This is a genomic window from Spelaeicoccus albus, from assembly GCF_013409065.1.
In the GTDB taxonomy this organism is placed as follows: Bacteria; Actinomycetota; Actinomycetes; order Actinomycetales; family Brevibacteriaceae; genus Spelaeicoccus; species Spelaeicoccus albus.
The window spans coordinates 3,308,069-3,326,098 of the sequence record NZ_JACBZP010000001.1; the positions used below are offsets into that span (position 1 = coordinate 3,308,069).

An 18,030-nucleotide genomic window follows, 5' to 3' on the forward strand; every position below is an offset into this window, starting at 1 on the left:
GCTTTTAAGGAAGCTCGAAGCCGGGATGAAATTTCGCTCCCGGCATGAAACTAGATAAGACGCTGAACTCAGCACCGGCGAAAGTAGATCCTGAACCCATACTGAACAGTTGTTGTTCAGCAAATTTTCGCGCCTTTGCGGGCAGTTGCGCCAACCCTCTATTTTTCTGCAATGACGCGGAATGACGGGCCCAACCACCATTCAGGCTCTTACACTGATTACAGCCTGTTTTTCAACGAAACTACGGGGTAAATACGTGGTCCAGTTCATGCGTACAAGAGATGCTCTGCCCTACCAGTACACGAACATCTTCCGCCTCTCCCTTGGTCATTACATGAACCGCTCCAGACGCTCCAGCAATGTTTGGTCCGGCTTGGAACCATACTTAGAATCGTCACGAGGGTTATCAGTCGAGCACGCACTGGAACGTACCCGGTTTGGTGGACACGAGAGAGGGTTGCCCGTGACGCGTAGGGCACTCCCGTCTGGCGGACACCACTATTCTCATCCGCCGCGCCCGATGGAATGTGTGTGAGAGGCTTTGGCTCACAAATGGGGACAGGAGAGCGCCGGTCTTCAACGAAAAAGCAGACTAGACGTCGACGTCGATTCAGAACACCCCTGGGGTCTCACTCTGTAGTCGCGAACTCGTTATTTCCATGCGACATTAGCGATATTGCTGTTACACGAACCAATCGGCGCTCGGGTCTCAGATACGGCCTTCGTCATGGGCCCTCACATGTGCGGCGATCTCCGTCATAAAAGGGGCAACGATAGTTGCAGAGACTCTACAGTCAAGAAGGAACAAGCCCTTCGCGCCGCTAGAAACCCATCTCGTTAAGTGATCCAAGTCGGCCACGGAGCGAATCACCTCCCCGTCCCCTCCGAGTCCACGTGTAACCGCGGCGAAGTCCACCTCCTCGATCTGCATGGGACCGGGTTCTAGGCCTTGCGACGCATATTGGTGAATCTCTGCTCCATAAGCTTTGTCATTGTAGACAATGACGACGCAACTTGATGCGACTCTAACCAGGGTATCTAAGTCGGCAAGCGACATAAGGGCACTGCCATCTCCCATGCCAACCACGACTGTAGACTCAGTGGCTTGATTCGCTCCTATTGCCCCTAACATCGCCAAGCCAATGGACTGGTAAGCCGTGCCCATAAGAACCGTCGGCGCCCCGGCCGGTAGGTCTAGATACATAGGAGCCCAGCCAATACTGTGCCCGATATCCTGGACCAAAATGCAGTCACTGGGGAGGATCTCGTTGAGATACCTCAGCAAGTAACGTGGGTCGAGACGACCGTCAGAAGCGAATTCCTCTCCCGCGTCGCTTCTCCTCGCTTCGCTACCGTCGCCACGCATCACTGAATCGCGCCAACCCGACGCAGTCGCTCCGGGAAGTTGCGCAAGGACAGCTTCACAGACAACTGATGCGTCGCCGCAAAGCACATCCGTGACACAGCTAGCTGTCGGCCTAGCTTCGGTGTTTATCTGAATGACGCGAGCGTCCTGCGCAAATAACGTGTCAAACCTGGTTGTGAATTGATTCAATCCGGCGCCAACGACGAACACCACGTCGGCCGTGGCAATAAGTTCAGCAGAGGACACGGTCGAGAAACCGCCTGCAATGCCGAGATCCCACGGCGATCCAACGAACAACGACCTCGCCAAAGCAGTTGTGGCAGTTGGCGCTCCGAGCCTGGCAGCGATCTCAGCAAGCTGACGGCCCGCGTTGGCGAGCAGTGCGCCGCGCCCACCTAGAACCAACGGTCGTACCGCCGATCTCATTAGAGCCACCGCGGAATTGAGCGCGGAAAAGAATTCGGCCTCGTCCGGGACACGCACGCTTCGAGATAATTGGCTTACTCTTTTAGGTTTGTCGGATGATTTAGCGACAGTTGACCTGGTTGTGGCTGATGAAGCCTGTTCGCGCCCGGGGCTTGTTGCTAAGTCATACGGGATTTCGACAATTACGGGGCGTTGCTCACCCCGGGCTTTTTCCACGGCGCCGTCGATCGCAGATTTTATGCTGCCTGCCCCTAAAGTGATGGTGGACACTCCGATATGCGTGGCAATGGCGTCCTGCTTAATGTCCCACGGACGAGGACCAGTAGTTGGCTGAGCACCGACGAGCAACAATAATGGAGATCTTGCAAAGGTTGCCTCAGCGAGCGCAGTTATCGCATTTGTGAACCCTGCTCCATAAGTTGTGGTTGCCACCGCCAGTGTCCCAGCCACACGGGCATAGGCGTCGGCGGCGCCAATTGCGCCAGCCTCATGCCGGGTGGCGACATATTGGCATTTAGTACGTAGCAGCGCGTCGACAAAGTGCGCATTTCCGTTTCCAACAACTCCGAATGCGCAACTGCAGTGGTCAGCAACAGCAATTGCAGCGAGCTCCGAAACGTTTCTCATCCTGTTGCTTCCCATCGTTTGAGCCCGTCGATATAGGTGCCAAGCACAGGAATCTGACCAATTTGACTTGCTTCCACGGCCCTCGGGTCATTGCCGAGTACAGTGAAATCCGCTCGTTTGCCGGGAGATAGACTTCCGAGACGGTCTCCCCAACCGGCCGCCTGTGCCGGGTTGATCGTGAACGCCTGAATCGCTTCATCAATGCTAATCGCTTCTTCCGGGCCCATTGGTAAGCCGGTTGACGATCGCCGCTCCACTAAAACTTGCATAGCCTGCAGTGGTGTTCCTGGAAGCGGCCTGTCTGTTGAGCCGATTAGCCGAATTCCAGCATTGATGAGGGACCGACCGCGATACAGCCGCTGGGCGCGTTCCGCTCCAACTACACGGGTAAAGTCGTCGCCTGAGCCCCAGAGGAAGCACGGCTGCGTAGAAATGGACACATTCAGCCGACTAAGCCGGGAAACTTGATCGTCCCGAATATAGCCGCCGTGCTCGATACGATGTTTAAGGTCCGAACGTGGGATGTCGCTTTGCGCCGACTCGAATGCCTCGATAGCTAGATCGATGGCTCGATCACCTATAGCGTGAGCAGCGATCTGCCAGCCAGAACTATGGGCACGGCCGATTTGGTCGACTACGGTAGATGGATCTTCGTTCAAAATTCCCAGATTATTCGTGCCTTCATAGGGTGCAGTTAATGCCGCCGATCGGGCCATCATGCCGCCGTCAATCCAAATCTTCACGGCTCCAAGAGATAGCCAGTCATCGCCGAATCCCTGTTGTAGACCTAAGTCGAGTCCGATCGTGACGTGGTCGTCGACGTGGCCAGGTATTGCGTGAAGCACACCATAATGCGGCATCAACTGTGCACGCACAGGTAACGCGCCGCGGCGACGTAAGCGTGCATAGGCGGCGAGTTCGAGATGTGACAACGACTCAATTCCGGATCCGACCCCGGCATCCACACATGCGGTAATTCCTTCGCTGAGGCACTGATGCCCAGCCGAAGAGATCGCATCTTCGACAGTACTCAGTGGATACGGAAGTCGTTGCTCCGTGACGAGGGTTTGTTCCTCGTCGATGAGTAGCCCCTGTTGTTCGGTGGAGTACCCGGCGATCGTGTGCTCCTTGGCCGCTTTGACTACGGCAGTACTTACTACGGACGCATGGTTAGAGATGTGTTTTACCCAGACAGGTCGGCCTTCACCAGCGAGATCCAATTCCTTCGCTGTGAGATGGGCGTCGCCAATGGCGCGTTGGTCGTAGCCGACGACGTCAAGCCATTCATGCGGCCGCAACCCAGCGGCGGCCCGCGATATCCGGCTGAGTACCGCTTCGCGGCTTCGCTCTGCTGAAACGTCGAGGGCGATGGATAATAAGCCGGTCGTCCCTAAATGAGTGTGCCCATCGATGAGTCCAGGAAGAACGGTTCTCTGGTTGAGATCGACGACCTCTTTAGCCTTAAGGTCGTCAATCTCTTCATCGAACCCGAGCACCATGCCTTGCCAAATGGCCATCCGAGCGGCTACAGGGCGGATGTCGTCGACGGTGCGAATACGGGCGTTCTCTATAATCAGATCAGCCTTCAACGATTTTCTCCTTGCTCAGTGGCATAGTGGCGATTCGCGCCTTGTCGCGCCCCGGCCCAGATCGCACGAACGGAGTCTGCATAGCGAGAACACAGACCAAAGTGGTCAAGGCGGTACCCACGATGAAAAATGCCACAGAGAGCCAATTGCCTGTGGCGATAAATAGCCCTGTCACCATCGCTGGTGCAAAGCCGCTGAAGATGCCCACGAGTTGGAAACCGAGGGAGACACCGGTATAGCGAATGCGGCTATCGAAAAGGTCGGCGAAGAGGGTCGGGTAGGCGGCAAACGGCATCGAAATGATCGGAAACCAGATCACCATGGCCAAGATCAGCGACCATGCCTGGTTTATATTGATTAGCAAGAAGAACGGAATGGCATAGATCAGTCCTAGGACAACCGACCAGTATATGAGGCTCTTGGGTCGGAATTTGAGCATGACGAGGGCAAACACGGGCAAAGTGACCAGCTCTGCAACGCCTCCCCAGATCACTCCCGTCAGCACGTTGCCTTCGCTGCCGTCCAATTCCCCAACGACGTAGCGGACGACGAAGACTGTCGCCACTGTGAATCCTGAGAGTTCAAATATGCGAGATCCGGCAACCAATAAGATGCGGCCCCAAGCAGCGATAACCGCTTCTTTGATGGGATTCTTTGCAACACCGAACTCTTTCACCTGCTCCTTGTACGCTTCGGTCTCGTCGAGGGATCGTCGAATTACGAAGCCGATGACAATCAAGACGGCGCTGGCAAGAAATGGCACTCGCCACCCCCATGAGTACATTTCACTCTCGGGGAGCATGGCTACCAAGACGAAGGCAACATTGGATAGGATCGTTCCCATCGGGCTTCCCATTTGCGGTACCACCCCGAAGAAGGCACGCCATTTAGGAGGGGCCGTCTCTGTCATAACAAGGGCAGCGCCGCCCCACTCGCCGCCGACTCCGATGCCTTGTATGACGCGAACTGACACAAGCACTATCGCGGCAAAACCGCCAATCTGGTGAGAGGTGGGCAATAGTCCGATTGCGACTGTCGCGGAGCCCATCACCAGAAGAGAAAGACTAAACGCTCGCTTACGCCCGTAACGGTCCCCGATGTGCCCAAAAATTAAAGCCCCCACTGGCCGGGAAAGAAAGCCGACCGCGAATGTGAGCATACTGAGTAGCGTGCCGATGGCGGAGTCGAGCTCGTCGAAAAAGACCCGGTTAAAGATCAGCGCCGAGGCAGTCCCGTAGATAAAAAAGTCATACCATTCAATAGTGCTACCTAGAAATGCACCAATACTCGCTTTGGTCAATTTGGACTTCACGAGGATTTCCTTTCGTGGAACGGTTCGTCGTCGAACCGATGTGAATGTGTCCCGCTGCGGGACGAGTCGGAATCGGACTTGCCGGCAGCCATAGCCGCTGTCGTGACGATAGTTATCGTTTATTGTCTGCTGGTGAGGCTATTGTCGTCATTTCATTCATCAACACAGCGATTTCGCTCTGTTCTCCAGCCTGCGATGCAAGTACTGCGGCGACGGAGCGGTTATCATCCACGTCGCGGTTTTGGCCGAGTTTCATTTTCACGTCCAGATTCTCGACAGCAATCGTGAAACCGGCGATGCGCGGGAGCAAAAGCTCCATACGGGTCTTAGCTTGATCATTGAACGCCCACGCCGGGCAGCCGGAAGCACTGTACATCTGCTCGTGCTCATAAGTGAGTTCAAGCAAATGAGTGCGTAGGTCCGATTCGCTCAACTGTGTTACGTGCCCGCTGATGTGTACGGGCGTGTAGTTATAGGTCGGCAATCCAACGCTTTTATACCAATTGGGAGAGACGTAAGTTTGCGGCCCTGGGAAGACGGCAGTGGCAATGCCATTGGACGTGAGGGCTTTGGCGATCGGATCGACGTGAGGAATGTGGCCAACTAGCTGTGCGGCTCCCTGTGCATCTTCGCGCCACAACATCGGCATGTGAGCGATACGCAGCGGGTCGGTCGCTATCAGCGTCGCTAGAGGATGTCGTCGAATGATCTCGCGCGAGCAGCTGACGGGGTCCTCGGGTACATAGAGCGCGTTAACCCACATTGACATATCCTAACTGTATTAGTACAGTTATATACTGTGCTAAACAATGAACTTTCAGGCCTACGATATACGCACGATCTTGTGAGCGCAATCACTCGCTTGATTCGAACTGGCGATTTGCCCCCCGGCAGCTTGCTTCCCTCCATTCGGGAGTTGTCGCGGACGACGGGATTAAGCCCGGGGACAGTAGCGACAGCGCTTAAAACGTTGGCGAGCCGAGGGCTCATAGTTTCTAGACAGGGCAAGCGCAGCTTCGTCGCCGACCTCACACGCCTGCCGGCTGTCTATAGCCGGTCCCGCCACCCTGGACTCATCGATCTAAGCAAAATCGAGCCTGACCCGAGGCTTCTTCCCGACGTTGCTAGCTTCTTCACGCCTAACCTCTACGTGCCCAGCATGTATGACGCCACCAACGTGATCCCGGAATTGGCAACTCCGCTTGAGGCGCGGTTTCAAAGAGACGGTGTAGTGGGAGCGCTAGGAGTCACCAATGGGGCCCTAGATGCGATAGAGCGCATTAGCCAAGTCTGGCTCCATCCCGGTGACCGAGTGATAGTTGAGGATCCGTGCTGGACCACCCAACGTACCCTTCTGCAGATGCTTGGTCTGGAAGCGGTCGGTGTGACCATTGACGATGAGGGGATAGACCCGCGTTCGTTAGCCAATGTGCTTTCCAAGCGCAAGTGCGCCGCTTTAATGATTACGCCGCGTGCTCAGAATCCGACCGGAGCCACAATGTCCATCCAGCGACGCGACGCGATACGCGCCGTAATAGAGGACTTCCCTGACCTTCTTGTTATTGAAGACGATCATTTCTCAGAACTTTCGCAAGAACCGTACCCAAGTCTTACCTACGGAAGAAATCTGTTCGCAGTCATTCGGTCTTATAGCAAAATTTTCGGCCCGGATCTACGCCTCGCGGCTGTGTGTATGGACCAGAACACCGCAGATCAAGTCCATATGCGTCAATTACTTGGTCCCGGCTGGGTCAGCCATATCATCCAGCGCTTGACAGCACGCATGCTCACGGATGAAGTGACGATGGGCGAAATTGGAAAGGCGGCCGAGATTTATAAGCAGAGACGCGACTTACTCATCAATACCCTCGCGGTTGCCGGCCTCAAGGCCAAAGGTGTTTCCGGTTTCACCGTCTACGTGCCGGTGCCCCAAGAGTCCGATACAGTAATAACCCTCGCCGAACGAGGGTGGGGAGTGCAGGCTGGCGGACCATACCGAATCGACAGTGACCCGTTTATCCGCGTCTGTGTCTCGGCGCTTAACCCCGAAGACGTTCTTAAATTTGCCAACGATCTCATAATAGCGCTAGACCCATCATCGCGGATTCTTTTGCGGTAAGGCCTGCGGTTGCAGCCGACCATCTGACCCTTTGCTGGACGAATTAACGTTGCCCGCGTGTGAGCCGCCTGATACACCTCTGGACACTCGCTGGCATACTGAAACGTTGCTTAAGGGCCTGTGTCGAGCGGTGCGCGGCGATTTCCAGCAGCAATGCTGCACCGGGCGCTGAACAGGTCGGGTCACGAGCACTGGGCACGGTCTCACACTTCGCACTCCTACTCGCGTGACACCGCATAGTTCGGGTAGGCGCAAACGAACAAACTCATCAACGGAAATGTAGAGTGCTATAAGCTTCGTGCCCGCTTGAGCATCACAAGTCCAAAGACGGCCTTGAACTCAACGCTGACCGATAAGTGCCATACGAAGCAGTCCTCTAACCATCCGACGTAAGCCAATCTGACTGAAAGCATCGCAGTCATGGCCAGGGCCAAACAGGGCGCGGTCCGGCAGCGGCTCGATGAACCGAACAACCTCCGAGCGCTCGTCCACGAATACTTTCCCGCAACACTACAAGCCTTTCTCGAGTCCAAAGCATTGAACTCCCGGCAGCACGCGCAATACTGCACGCTGCCCGACACCGGCTAAGGAGCCGACCGGCCTCAATCTACCGCCAATACGCTCTCCGATGTGGATGACTCGATGAACCGCCTCGGACAGAACCAAAAGAACGAAACGGCTACTAGGTGTGTAAAACAAAGCAGGTGATTCAAGCCAGAAGCGGGACTTGACCAGGAAAAACACTCGAATCTTGACACACCTTGTTAGTTTTGAGCGTCTCGCCCAACACCGCAATCTAAAAGAGGTGTGTCCAATTTTGGCGTTGTCACTGGTCAGAGGCATATATCGTTCAACGGACGCCGATTCGGCTTGAGAAGGCTTGCCCCGCGCCGATCGTCGCAAACGATTCTCCGCCATCGTCGACCCGCCACCGATCGTCACAACTACACCCATGGTCCGCACTTGACGATGTCAGGCTGATGCAGCGTCACGGACTCGATCGCAGCACCGCGACCTCGGGATACTCTTCGGGTGGGCCGTAACCGTGCTCGATCAGCCAGCGGACGTTCGTTATGCACCGGAGAGACCGCCACGCGCGGATGAGGTCGCGGTTGACCTCGGTGCCGTAGCCGGCGATGACCTCGTCGAGGCGTTCCGGATGTCCGAGCGTGAGGGTGGCGAGATCGTACAGCGCGTCCCCCGGGGCTCCTTCAGACCAGTCGACGACGCCGCTGACCTCGTCACCGACGACGAAGACGTGGTCGACCTGCAGGTCTCCATGAATAAAGACCGGTGTCCACGGTCGCAGGGCGGTCTCGGCGAGCCGCCGGTTGCGCGCGACCACCCCGGCGGGAAGGACTTGGCTTTCGACGAGCCATTCGCACTCACGGGCCAGCGCGACGCGATCTCATCATGGTCCCGCCCAGGCCAGGGCGGCAGCGGCGCGTCGTGTAGCGCCCGGACGGCGGCACCCGCCGCGGCCCACGCCGCCGATGATGCGGTAGACGGCTCACCGAGGTGGCCCAGTGCAGTCCCCGGGACAGCAACGAGTACGAGCACAGGTGGATCCCGCCAGAGGACGTGCGGGGTCGGAATGGGTGCCATCGCCATTGCTTCGACCTCGAAGTCAGTGCGGGTCTGATCGGCATCGATCTTCAAGAACACGTCACCGACGCGCACGGTCGCACGATCACCGTGGGCGACGACAACCTCGACCATGTCCACGTCGGCCACGATAACGGAGAAGCACGGCCGACGTCGTCCCATTTATCGTCGGCACCTGCGCGCTTGAACACTTCTCGCCAAACCGAGACTCCGCCGAGCAAACAATCGATCGCGGATCTACTAGCGGCGCGCGCGTCGTTAGGAGTGCACTGCGCCCTTATCGGTAATCGCAAACGGTTGCCTTCGCGATGCAGTTGCTCACTCGCTAGTCTGCGGGCGGGTGGACAGCAGATGCGTCTTCGCGTTGAGTCGCACCGCATCACCGAGCACCGCTTTCAGAGCGTTCAATAGTTGCTTGCGATGGTGAGCGGCTGCGACGGCGTACTGGGAAGTGGTTGCGAGAAGATTCAAGTAGTTGTCAATAAGTAGTTCCCATTCCCAGACGTAGGTGGTCGACTCAGCGTTCGTCAGCGCAGGTTCGGCTGCGATCTCATCGTGCGCCCAGTTGGCTGCAGCACAGTGGTCATCGATGTCAGGGACCAGGCCCCTGCCGTCGCGACGATAGACCTTCCGCACAGCGTCAAGATCGTGCTGCGTCGGGTCGAGATGCCAGCCGTTCCAGAACAAGAACGCGATGCCGTTTTGACCAAGAAGTCTCGCCAGCCGGGTCCATCTGGTCCTCGAGTCAGCCCAGTGAAACGATTGTGCCGCAATAACGACCCCGTAGGGGCCCTCGTCTGGTACGACGTCCTCGAACGTTGCTTGTCGCACGGAGACCGCGTCCTGCAGCTTCTCGGAGTGCAGACGATCCCTCAGGACGCGGAGCATGTCACCCGAGGGCTCGACGACCTGGAGCTGGGCACCGCGGCGGGCCAGCGGAAGAGTCGCACGTCCGGTGCCAGCGCCTACCTCCAACACTCCACTGTCAAAACGAGAACCTGCCATCGCCACCAGGTCGTCGAACAGTGCGTCGGGAAACGTGGGACGGAACCTTTCGTAGGCAACCGCGCCCTCCTCGAATGACTTCGCTCGCCTGAGCGTCGCATCGCCAGCCACGATGCGATTATGCCACGACTGAGCGGGTCCCTGAATCAGATAAACCACAGCACTGGCGACATAAGTGAGATTCGGCTCCGACAGTCGATCGATCACAGCTCGTAATCTAGCCCGTGGTGCTTCACGGTTGAATGGCTCGTAAATCGCGCACGGATCGAAGCAAATTGGCCGCATACACCGGCCTAGCAGTCGACATTTCGGCTGCGGTGATCGGGGTGGATAGCGCATTGGACGCTCCGATCGGTTTTTTAGCACCCATCACTACTTCCACCGCGCACGACGTCCTCTCGCGCGAATTGAGCACCCGTCAACGTAACCGGGCGAGCTGCGCATTGGACGCTCCGATCGGTTTTTTAGCACCCATCACTACTTCCACCGCGCACGACGTCCTCTCGCGCGAATTGAGCACCCGTCAACGTAACCGGGCGAGCTGCCTCGTAGAACATGTCACCTCTCAGTTTGAAGAGATGCACACGGACGGCGTATCTGCGCGACGATGGCTTTTGCGAAGATCGGGAGGGGCGTTGGAGTTCACAAGAGGTGGTTGAAGCCGCGCTGATGACCGCTTCGGATAAGGTACAGGAACTCAAGCTGCCCTACCTGGGCCATTTACTGGCGTCGTTGGCTGTCTCCAGCGGCTAGACGCGCAGCCCACGCACGCATACCTACGGGCCCATCACCGTTTGCATAACGCCGGAACAGCTCTTGTGAGCGATCACGATGAAACCCCGCCCGGATTTCGGTGGGCCTGCAGAAGAACTCCTGCTCTATCGGAGGATCCCACCGTGCTAAAAGTTCGACGGCCCCATCGTTTGGCGACTCCAGCGCGTAGTACACCCGCCCCACTCCGAGCGTGATGGCAGCGCCGAGGCACATAAGGCATGGTTCAAGATTCACCGCCAATACCAAGGGCTCGCTGGAGCCGGAAAACCCAAGCACGGCATCAGCTTGCTGCATTGCGAGCAGGTCCGCATGCACAATCCGTCGCCCAAGAGCTTTCTCCTGAGTGAACGCCCTGCCCACGACTCGATCCCCACTGACGACGACAGCCCCAATTGGCATCTCTCCAGCAGCTAAGCCGGCCTCGGCAGTGTCAATGGCGAGAGCTACTGCACGAGCCGGAGTCATCATGCCGTCATGATGCCTCATGCATCACGGGGCCCGTGCATTAGGGACCTCAATACGAAATCAACTCCGGTGATCCGCCGTTCGCTAGCTGCTCGTAATCGAATCCGTAGTCGATGACGGCCAGACATCGAGTTCGACGAAGTAAACAGTGATGGCCAGCCCGCCTATCTTGACTCCCAACTGCCGGCGTCGAGTCGTGAGAATCGTCAATTGGCAAATTTTATGGTTGTAACGTCGAATTTCCTGCCTCGGCACGTCGCCGTTACGCTCACGTGTCGCGGATTCTTCTCGGCTAGCGCCCGCTTAAGAAATCGCGGGGTCGGTACCGGATGAGTGTGGCTGGTAATGCGCGCGTCCAACGTCACGCGGGACCACGTGTCGAGGCCGAGCCCCGTGCCGTGGGTGGTGGTGAACGTCCCGGTATATGGAGGCGTGAGTTCATGACCCTTCTCGTCCGGCGTGCCGTCGTCGTCGGCGTACTTCCAGTCCCCGGTGAACGTGACCGCCTGTTCGCACGCAAAGGGCCGATGAGCGGCCTTGACCAAAGCCGGCCACTTGGCCCGTTTCAGGCTCCTTTTCACATAGACCGAGTCGTGTCCGCTTATACGCAACAACACCGTCTCGCCGGTATCGGTGCCCGGGACGGCGAATAACTTGCCGTGGTAGGACGACGTCCGTAACGGACTCCCGTCGCAGCCGGCGAAGCGCGCCTTGCCCAACGCCTGCCCGGGCCGCGGTATCGAATTTACGGCGACCCACCGGTAGACGGCGTCGTCATAGCGCACCATGAGCATACAGTCGCTGTGCTCGCTATAGTCCGACGAGCACCCCGCAAGGCCGGCCCCTGTCAGGACACCCGCAGGCCGGCGATTCGGCTTCAACAAAATGCACGATGAAAAGCAAACCCCGGAGCAAAATCCTTCAGCGAACATTTATGCTATCCCGAGCGCTGTCGCGCAGTCGTCCACTCCCTGCAACCGGATGTCGGTCGTGCGATGCGGAAGCCGCTCGTCACGAGCCAGTCTCCAACGTTGCAGCAGGCCCGCTTCGCCACGGCGAGTTGCCCAGTCAACACCGTTCTCCGTGCACCCAAGGGCCCTCGATACGCCGTTGGAGCCGGCATTGCCGCCCCGACAAGACCAGCGCCTGGGCGCAGCGCGAACAGCAGATGCCGTCCGACGCATAACGACCGCCCCGGTCACCGTGAACTCGGCCGAGAGCGACCGTGACCGGGGCCCTTCGCCTGACCCCCGGACTATGCCTCCAATAGCCCGCCCGGGAGTCAGATGAATTTCCGTCCGTCCACCAGGCAGGCGATCCAAACAATGCAGACAGCCGGCAATCGGACTCGCGCACCCGGCAGCGACTATATGTGGCGGCCCCAACTAAAATAGCACGTGGCACCATCTAGTTGCTACGATGAGCGGTATGGACACAGAAGATCACCAGACGGTCGATGTGCTGGTCCGGCTCGCCTTCGTCATCCTTGCGCGCCTGCAAGCACACGCTGCGGCGACAGATCTGTCGACACAGCAGGTGAGACTGCTGGGTATCCTGCGCGACAGTGAGCCCACCATCAAGGAACTGGCCGCGCAGATGGGGACAGACAAGTCGAGCATGAGCGGGGCGGTCATGCGGGCCGAGCGGCGTGGGCTGGTCAGCCGTGCGCCGGACGAGCGGGATAGGCGTGCGGTCCGCGTGCGGCTCGAGCCGGCAGGCCGAAACCTGGTCGGCGCGGCGACCCGCCAGTTCGAGGTTGAGATCGGCGAGCTCTTCGAATCGCTGACCGAACGCCAGCAGGCCCTGTGGAGGGACTTCACCTTGCGAATGCTCGTCGCGGACGCGGCTGACCGCTGCGTCGATCTTTGAAAAACGTCTTGAACCAGACCAGCCGGACTCTAGGCCTCGATCCCACCATGACCCGACCGCGCACGCACAATCTTAAGGAGCCCACCCCGTGACTTACGACGCGATCATCGTCGGCGGCGGTCCTGCCGGCCTCTTCCTCGCCTGCGAGATGCGTCTCGCCGGCGCCACCCCGCTCGTTCTGGAGCAGCGCACCGAGCCCGATACGAGCGACAAAGCGCATGGACTCGCCGGCCAGACCGTCCGCCTACTGGATCACCGCGGGTTGGTTCAGCATCTCGGTGGCCCTGATGTGCCGAGGCCGGCGCCCGGCTTCTTCTACGCTGGTATCCCCCTGGCGCTGAGCACCCTGGGCGGGGAAAACCCCCTGTATCTCCTGCCGGTCAACCAGCGCGATCTGGAGCGGGTGCTCACTGAACGAGCGGCCGAACTCAACGTCGAGATCCGTCGCGGCTGGAAAGTGACCTCGCTCAGTCAGACCACCGACCACGTTCAGGTCCAAGCTCTTGCTCCGGACGGCGAGACAACCCTGTGCGGCCAGTACCTGGTCGCCTGCGACGGCGGAAGCAGTCTCATCCGTCGACAGGCCGGCATCGGCTTCCCCGGCACGACCGATGAGCACACCGTGGACCGTTCCGCTCTCATCGGCCCCAGTGACCACATCGCATTCCTGCCCGGAGGACGCGTAGTGGTTGAAGGCCTGGGCGAGATCTCCGCCGCCTTCCATCGCACGGAGCACGGGGTGTTCAGCATTCTTCCGCACGACCCTCAGAGGCCGCTGGTCAACACCGCTGAGTGGGAGGATGAGCCCGGAGGCAATTTTCCCGGCCACGGTGATCCTATGACGCTAAATGAGATGGAGGACAGCGTCGAGCGGGTGCTCGGAGTACGGGTGCCTCTCACTCCGCCTCCCGTGGGAGCGCCCACGCTGCTGCGGCGCTTGACCCACCGCAATTCCCGGCAAGCTGATCGGTATCGCGCTGGCCGGGTCTTCGTCGCCGGCGACGCCGCGCACGTCAGTCACGGGCCAACCTTGAATGCCGCCCTCGGCGACGCCGCGAACCTGGGGTGGAAGCTCGCCGCCTCGGTCCACGGATGGGCGCCGGAGGGATTGCTCGATACTTACGAGAGTGAGCGCCACTCGGTCGGAGCTCGCGTGCTGATGCACACGCGAGCAGAGTCCGCCCTGCTCGCACCGGGAGACGACGTCACAGCCCTGCGCAAGATGGCCACCGAGTTCCTCCAAGACCCCGACAATCTGCAGGCACTCGCCGCCCTGATCGCCGGCGCGGACGTCCGCTACCACGTCGACGACGAAGATCCCGAATCACCCGCCGGCTGGTTCGCACCTCCATTGGAGATGACTACCGGTGACGGGATGCTCGTACGGCTCGCCGAACTCCAGCGCGATGGCCGGCCGCTGCTGATTGACGGCACGGATACCGCAGCCATGTCGACCATAGTCGAGCCATGGAGCAGCCGGATCCATTACGTGGCGGCGAAGCTGTCCGATCCCCCCGCGATGGGGTTACTCGTTCGCCCCGACGGCTACATCGCCTGGACCGGCACCGACCCCGCAGGACTGACCGCAGCCTTGGAGAATTGGTTCGGTGCAGCCTGAACCCGGCGCTGATCGCAAACGAAGCGTCCTTCGACGTCAGGCAGCACAGCCACAGCAGTAGTTGCTCCGCGTCGGCCTGGACACTCTTTGACCCGAGTTCGCGTCCAGTGCGGAACTCGAACTGGGCCAACACCGGCATTACGATCAAACTCAGCGCCGCGATTCCGATACCGAGTGCGCTGTGGCCGACGTCCGCGACCCCGGTTAATGTCAAGATCGCGTCTACTGTCACGTAGACAGCGAGAGCGAAAAAAGCAGCCCCGATCGCTCTGGCGGTCGCTTTCTCCCACCGTTCTGGGGTACGTAATCGTGAACCCGACGATAAGCCGAACTCAGCGGTGCAGAACCGAACGACGCTCAGCGGCCAGCCGGCGGGTCAATGCGCACCCTCCCCCTTTCGGCATCCGGGAACGGGACATACCACGTGCGCATTCAACGGCTGCGAGGTATCGTCCACCAACACGGTCAACGCCCGCGCCACATGCGCATCGGCGATCTCGTACCGGGTCGGTCGTCCCTCGCGCTAAGCAATTACGATTCCACAACCCTGCAATCCACTCAGGTGGTTCGACACATTCGATTGTCTAATTTTCGAGCGCCATTCCGTGCATGCCTGAAGTCGGTATTCCATATTGCATTGCCACAAACATGTACGCCATTCCGATAATCATCGCGGCGAGGCTCAGCTGCAAGCCCCATCGCTTGTGGGATGTGACCGCGTCAGTCTGGTCGTTTGTACCCGTTCCCGCACCATGTAACCGAAGCAGACGGTGGGCCAGCCCCGTTGCCCATAGGGCCGCTTCGACGACCGACCATAGAGCATAGGCGAGCGTCAACGGGGCCAAGCGATACGACATCATCGCGAACATGTAAATCATCCCGCCCAGATCGATCGCCGAGAATGTCCACGCACGCCATCCTCGCTGGCTGACGACGGCGCCGACACCGATAGCGACGACAGCGGTGGTGAGTACAACAAAAGCCGTCACACCGGCCGCCTGGCCGAATGGCATCGTTGTGGGCCAGAACATGTCGATCATGCCGAGGGCCATCAGAATGTGGCTGAGATGCCAAACACGACTCAGCCCGGTCAAGCTCCACGCATGGTGAACGTGAACGAGAACCACGAGCACGTATATCGCGATCCAAGACACCTGGACCCACGTGGGCATCCAAGGGTTCGGTGTCATTATCGAAGTTTTCCTCACGTCGACTAAGGTATTCTACGATTCGTAGAATACCAGTACGTGATCGCCATTCTGGCCATGGTTCATGTCGCGCGCTGAACTTGGCTATCGACCGTCACAGACGCGTGTCGTCAGCCGGAGCAGTCGTGTCTACTCGACGAGGTCGTGAACTGACGTGTCGAAGATCTTCGCGACGCGAGCCAATAGCTTCGGGTTGTCGGTGTAGTTATGGTCTTCGAGTTGACGGATCTTCGATTCGTTCACGCCGGCGCGTGTAGCCAATTGTCGCTGCGTGAGACCGCTGCGTATCCGGTACAACCGGATACGCCCAGCATGCGACTCGTGATGCGCACAGTCGTCCGTCGAATTCGGGTCAGCCAACGCGTGACTCGCTTCCTCGTAGGTCTTACATATTTGCGGTCGACAATCCGCGCGAGCGCCCAATCGTCGCCAAAATGCCGCAATGCCGACCCCGAGGGAGAACTAGATTTCTCCGTCCCTATTGCCGTTGTCCGGATATGCTCCGCGGGTCGGCTATTCGACACGCGTTACCGATGCGGTCGAGTGGGCTCGAACCCCTTAGACGTCAACCTTCTTTCCTTGCAGATATGCAAATAATGCAATCATGCACATGTGCAACATAGCAGGTGAAATCTGATGAGGAAAGAATCGACTTCCGCGTGCCGGGACGACGCAAGGCTAGCTGTTCTACCGCAAAAAGCAGCGTGAAAGCCTGAAGACGAAATATTGCGACCATGTGGCCGACCATCATCAGTGGTTCGTGGCCGCTGCGCCGTTAACATGGCGATTTTCAGGTTTAGTCCGCGCCTCGCCGATCAGATTCAGAGTATGCGCGGAACTACATCAGCGCGCTACGCGCCATCTCGTAGCCGAGGCGGCCCAGAAGACCGATGGTGCGCAAGAGGGCGATGGGCGATGGTTGTCGAACTGATGACGCCCACACATTCGAGGCGGCGACAGATGGACACATACGCGTTGTCTAAACGAGTGCTCACACGTGGCATTGCTAGGTTGGTGTCGGGCATCGCTCTTCGAACCGTACGACCACATGGACAACGAAGTCGCAGCGAGTTTCACCCTCCGTATGTCACATTGAGGCCCCATTAGGCGGCCCCGCGCTGCTCCTCTAGCACGTACCTGAACCTAAGTCCGGAAAGAGCAGAATGCACCTTGACTTGTGAGTCACCTCTATGGGGCGATTGTGCCCCAATGACAAAATCTCGGTGCGGCCGTGCTTCGCGGTCCCGAGTACGAACCGGATGGCTCAGCACAGTGATGGCCGACCCCGAGCAGAACGAGTTCTGCATAATAGTTCCACCGCCCGTCTTCCTATCAGAGAAACTACGACAAACCATGCCGATTACCCGCTGCCGGCGAGCACTGACGAACCTCCCCATCCCCGTCATCGGCTCGGCGTTGGTCCAGATTAAGACGACCCCTCTTACCGACTGTGGCCAAGTTGGGTATTCGCCGGGTTCTACTAGATCTTGACCAGTCCGTCGTTCGGGTCTTGGCCGGCGAATCCTCCGCTTGGCGGCTATTGGCCCAGCGTGGCTGATTCAAGATCGCGCCGGCTGTCCGTTGCATCGATCGCATCTTCCTCCGGTACCGACGATGCTACCCGCAGGCCGGCGGTTCGGCTTCAACAAATGCACGATGAAAAGCAAACCCCGGAGCAGGGTGCGCATACGGAGACCGGCATCGATCTTACGTGCCGCTGGCGGAGCATTGCCGCTTCTCACAGTCCTTGTCATCGGGGCCACTTTCTCGTGGATCGGCACCAACGCTACGCGCCAAACGCGTCCATCGTCGTCTTGGCAGCACCATTTATCGGATTCGGCATCGTCACCGGAGGCCCGCCCGGCGGCCGAGGCTGACCAACCGACAACGACGAAGCAGCCTGACAGCTATTCGGCCAAAACACGCCCCTTCAATCAGGGGGCCGTTCCAGACGTACGATCGTAGATCCGCTTACGGCAATCGGCTCGCCTGGTAAATCTCTCTCGGCGAGTCGCCGTGAGCGGTACCTCGAGTGCGGCCGGATCGA

Annotated in this window: 14 protein-coding genes and 1 pseudogene; 5 read left to right on the plus strand and 10 right to left on the minus strand. The window is 58.8% G+C overall.

Annotated features, from left to right (window positions below; translation table 11 throughout):
* Positions 1-709: 709 nt before the first annotated feature.
* The 4 genes from BJY26_RS15370 to BJY26_RS15385 all read right to left on the minus strand — a co-directional run bounded on the left by BJY26_RS15370 (position 710) and on the right by BJY26_RS15385 (position 6,083).
* A complete protein-coding gene (locus tag BJY26_RS15370; RefSeq protein WP_342354676.1) occupies positions 710-2,434 on the minus strand; it encodes a thiamine pyrophosphate-binding protein in 1,725 nt (574 codons plus the stop codon).
* A complete protein-coding gene (locus BJY26_RS15375) occupies positions 2,416-4,008 on the minus strand; it encodes an amidohydrolase (protein ID WP_218852454.1) in 1,593 nt (530 codons plus the stop codon). Before BJY26_RS15375 ends, BJY26_RS15370 begins: the two co-directional genes overlap by 19 nt.
* Positions 3,998-5,320: an MFS transporter gene (locus BJY26_RS15380; RefSeq protein WP_179429076.1), complete on the minus strand. Its 1,323-nt coding sequence runs from the start codon at positions 5,318-5,320 to the stop codon at positions 3,998-4,000. Before BJY26_RS15380 ends, BJY26_RS15375 begins: the two co-directional genes overlap by 11 nt.
* Before the next feature lie 112 nt (positions 5,321-5,432).
* Complete coding sequence (locus BJY26_RS15385) at positions 5,433-6,083, minus strand: FMN-binding negative transcriptional regulator (protein WP_179429077.1); 651 nt, start codon at positions 6,081-6,083, stop codon at positions 5,433-5,435.
* A gap of 81 nt (positions 6,084-6,164) precedes the next feature.
* Between BJY26_RS15385 and BJY26_RS19755 the strand changes: the two are divergent.
* The 3 genes and pseudogenes from BJY26_RS19755 to BJY26_RS15395 form a co-directional block, all read left to right on the plus strand.
* Positions 6,165-6,329, plus strand: a pseudogene (locus BJY26_RS19755) (winged helix-turn-helix domain-containing protein); the annotation flags it as partial.
* Between the two features lie 150 nt (positions 6,330-6,479).
* Positions 6,480-7,439, plus strand: a complete 960-nt coding sequence (locus BJY26_RS15390) for an aminotransferase class I/II-fold pyridoxal phosphate-dependent enzyme (RefSeq protein ID WP_237248774.1) — start codon at positions 6,480-6,482, stop codon at positions 7,437-7,439.
* Between the two features lie 420 nt (positions 7,440-7,859).
* Positions 7,860-8,027: a hypothetical protein gene (locus BJY26_RS15395; RefSeq protein ID WP_179429079.1), complete on the plus strand. Its 168-nt coding sequence runs from the start codon at positions 7,860-7,862 to the stop codon at positions 8,025-8,027.
* Positions 8,028-8,427: 400 nt separating this feature from the next.
* Here the strand turns inward: BJY26_RS15395 and BJY26_RS19205 are convergent, their stop codons facing one another.
* The 4 genes from BJY26_RS19205 to BJY26_RS15415 all read right to left on the minus strand — a co-directional run bounded on the left by BJY26_RS19205 (position 8,428) and on the right by BJY26_RS15415 (position 12,076).
* Complete coding sequence (locus BJY26_RS19205) at positions 8,428-8,784, minus strand: phosphotransferase (protein ID WP_237248773.1); 357 nt, start codon at positions 8,782-8,784, stop codon at positions 8,428-8,430.
* 578 nt (positions 8,785-9,362) lie between these two features.
* Complete coding sequence (locus BJY26_RS15405; protein WP_179429080.1) at positions 9,363-10,256, minus strand: class I SAM-dependent methyltransferase; 894 nt, start codon at positions 10,254-10,256, stop codon at positions 9,363-9,365.
* A gap of 513 nt (positions 10,257-10,769) precedes the next feature.
* The gene (locus BJY26_RS15410) at positions 10,770-11,309 is read right to left on the minus strand and encodes a nucleoside deaminase (RefSeq protein ID WP_218852456.1); all 540 of its coding nucleotides are present in this window, start codon (positions 11,307-11,309) and stop codon (positions 10,770-10,772) included.
* 185 nt (positions 11,310-11,494) lie between these two features.
* Positions 11,495-12,076 carry a hypothetical protein gene (locus BJY26_RS15415; RefSeq protein ID WP_179429082.1) on the minus strand — a complete coding sequence of 194 codons (582 nt, stop codon included), beginning with the start codon at positions 12,074-12,076 and terminating at the stop codon, positions 11,495-11,497.
* Between the two features lie 640 nt (positions 12,077-12,716).
* Here BJY26_RS15415 and BJY26_RS15420 point away from each other — a divergent pair.
* The gene (locus BJY26_RS15420; protein ID WP_179429083.1) at positions 12,717-13,157 is read left to right on the plus strand and encodes a MarR family winged helix-turn-helix transcriptional regulator; all 441 of its coding nucleotides are present in this window, start codon (positions 12,717-12,719) and stop codon (positions 13,155-13,157) included.
* An 88-nt stretch (positions 13,158-13,245) separates the two neighbouring features.
* Entirely contained in the window at positions 13,246-14,775 is a 1,530-nt protein-coding gene (locus BJY26_RS15425; RefSeq protein WP_179429084.1) for an FAD-dependent monooxygenase, read from the plus strand.
* 584 nt (positions 14,776-15,359) lie between these two features.
* On the opposite strand, the gene BJY26_RS15430 is transcribed toward BJY26_RS15425, so the two are convergent.
* On the minus strand, positions 15,360-15,965 hold the full coding sequence (locus BJY26_RS15430; protein ID WP_179429085.1) for a DUF5134 domain-containing protein: 606 nt from the start codon (positions 15,963-15,965) through the stop codon (positions 15,360-15,362).
* A 147-nt stretch (positions 15,966-16,112) separates the two neighbouring features.
* Entirely contained in the window at positions 16,113-16,406 is a 294-nt protein-coding gene (locus BJY26_RS19625) for a helix-turn-helix transcriptional regulator (protein WP_342354678.1), read from the minus strand.
* Positions 16,407-18,030: the final 1,624 nt, after the last annotated feature.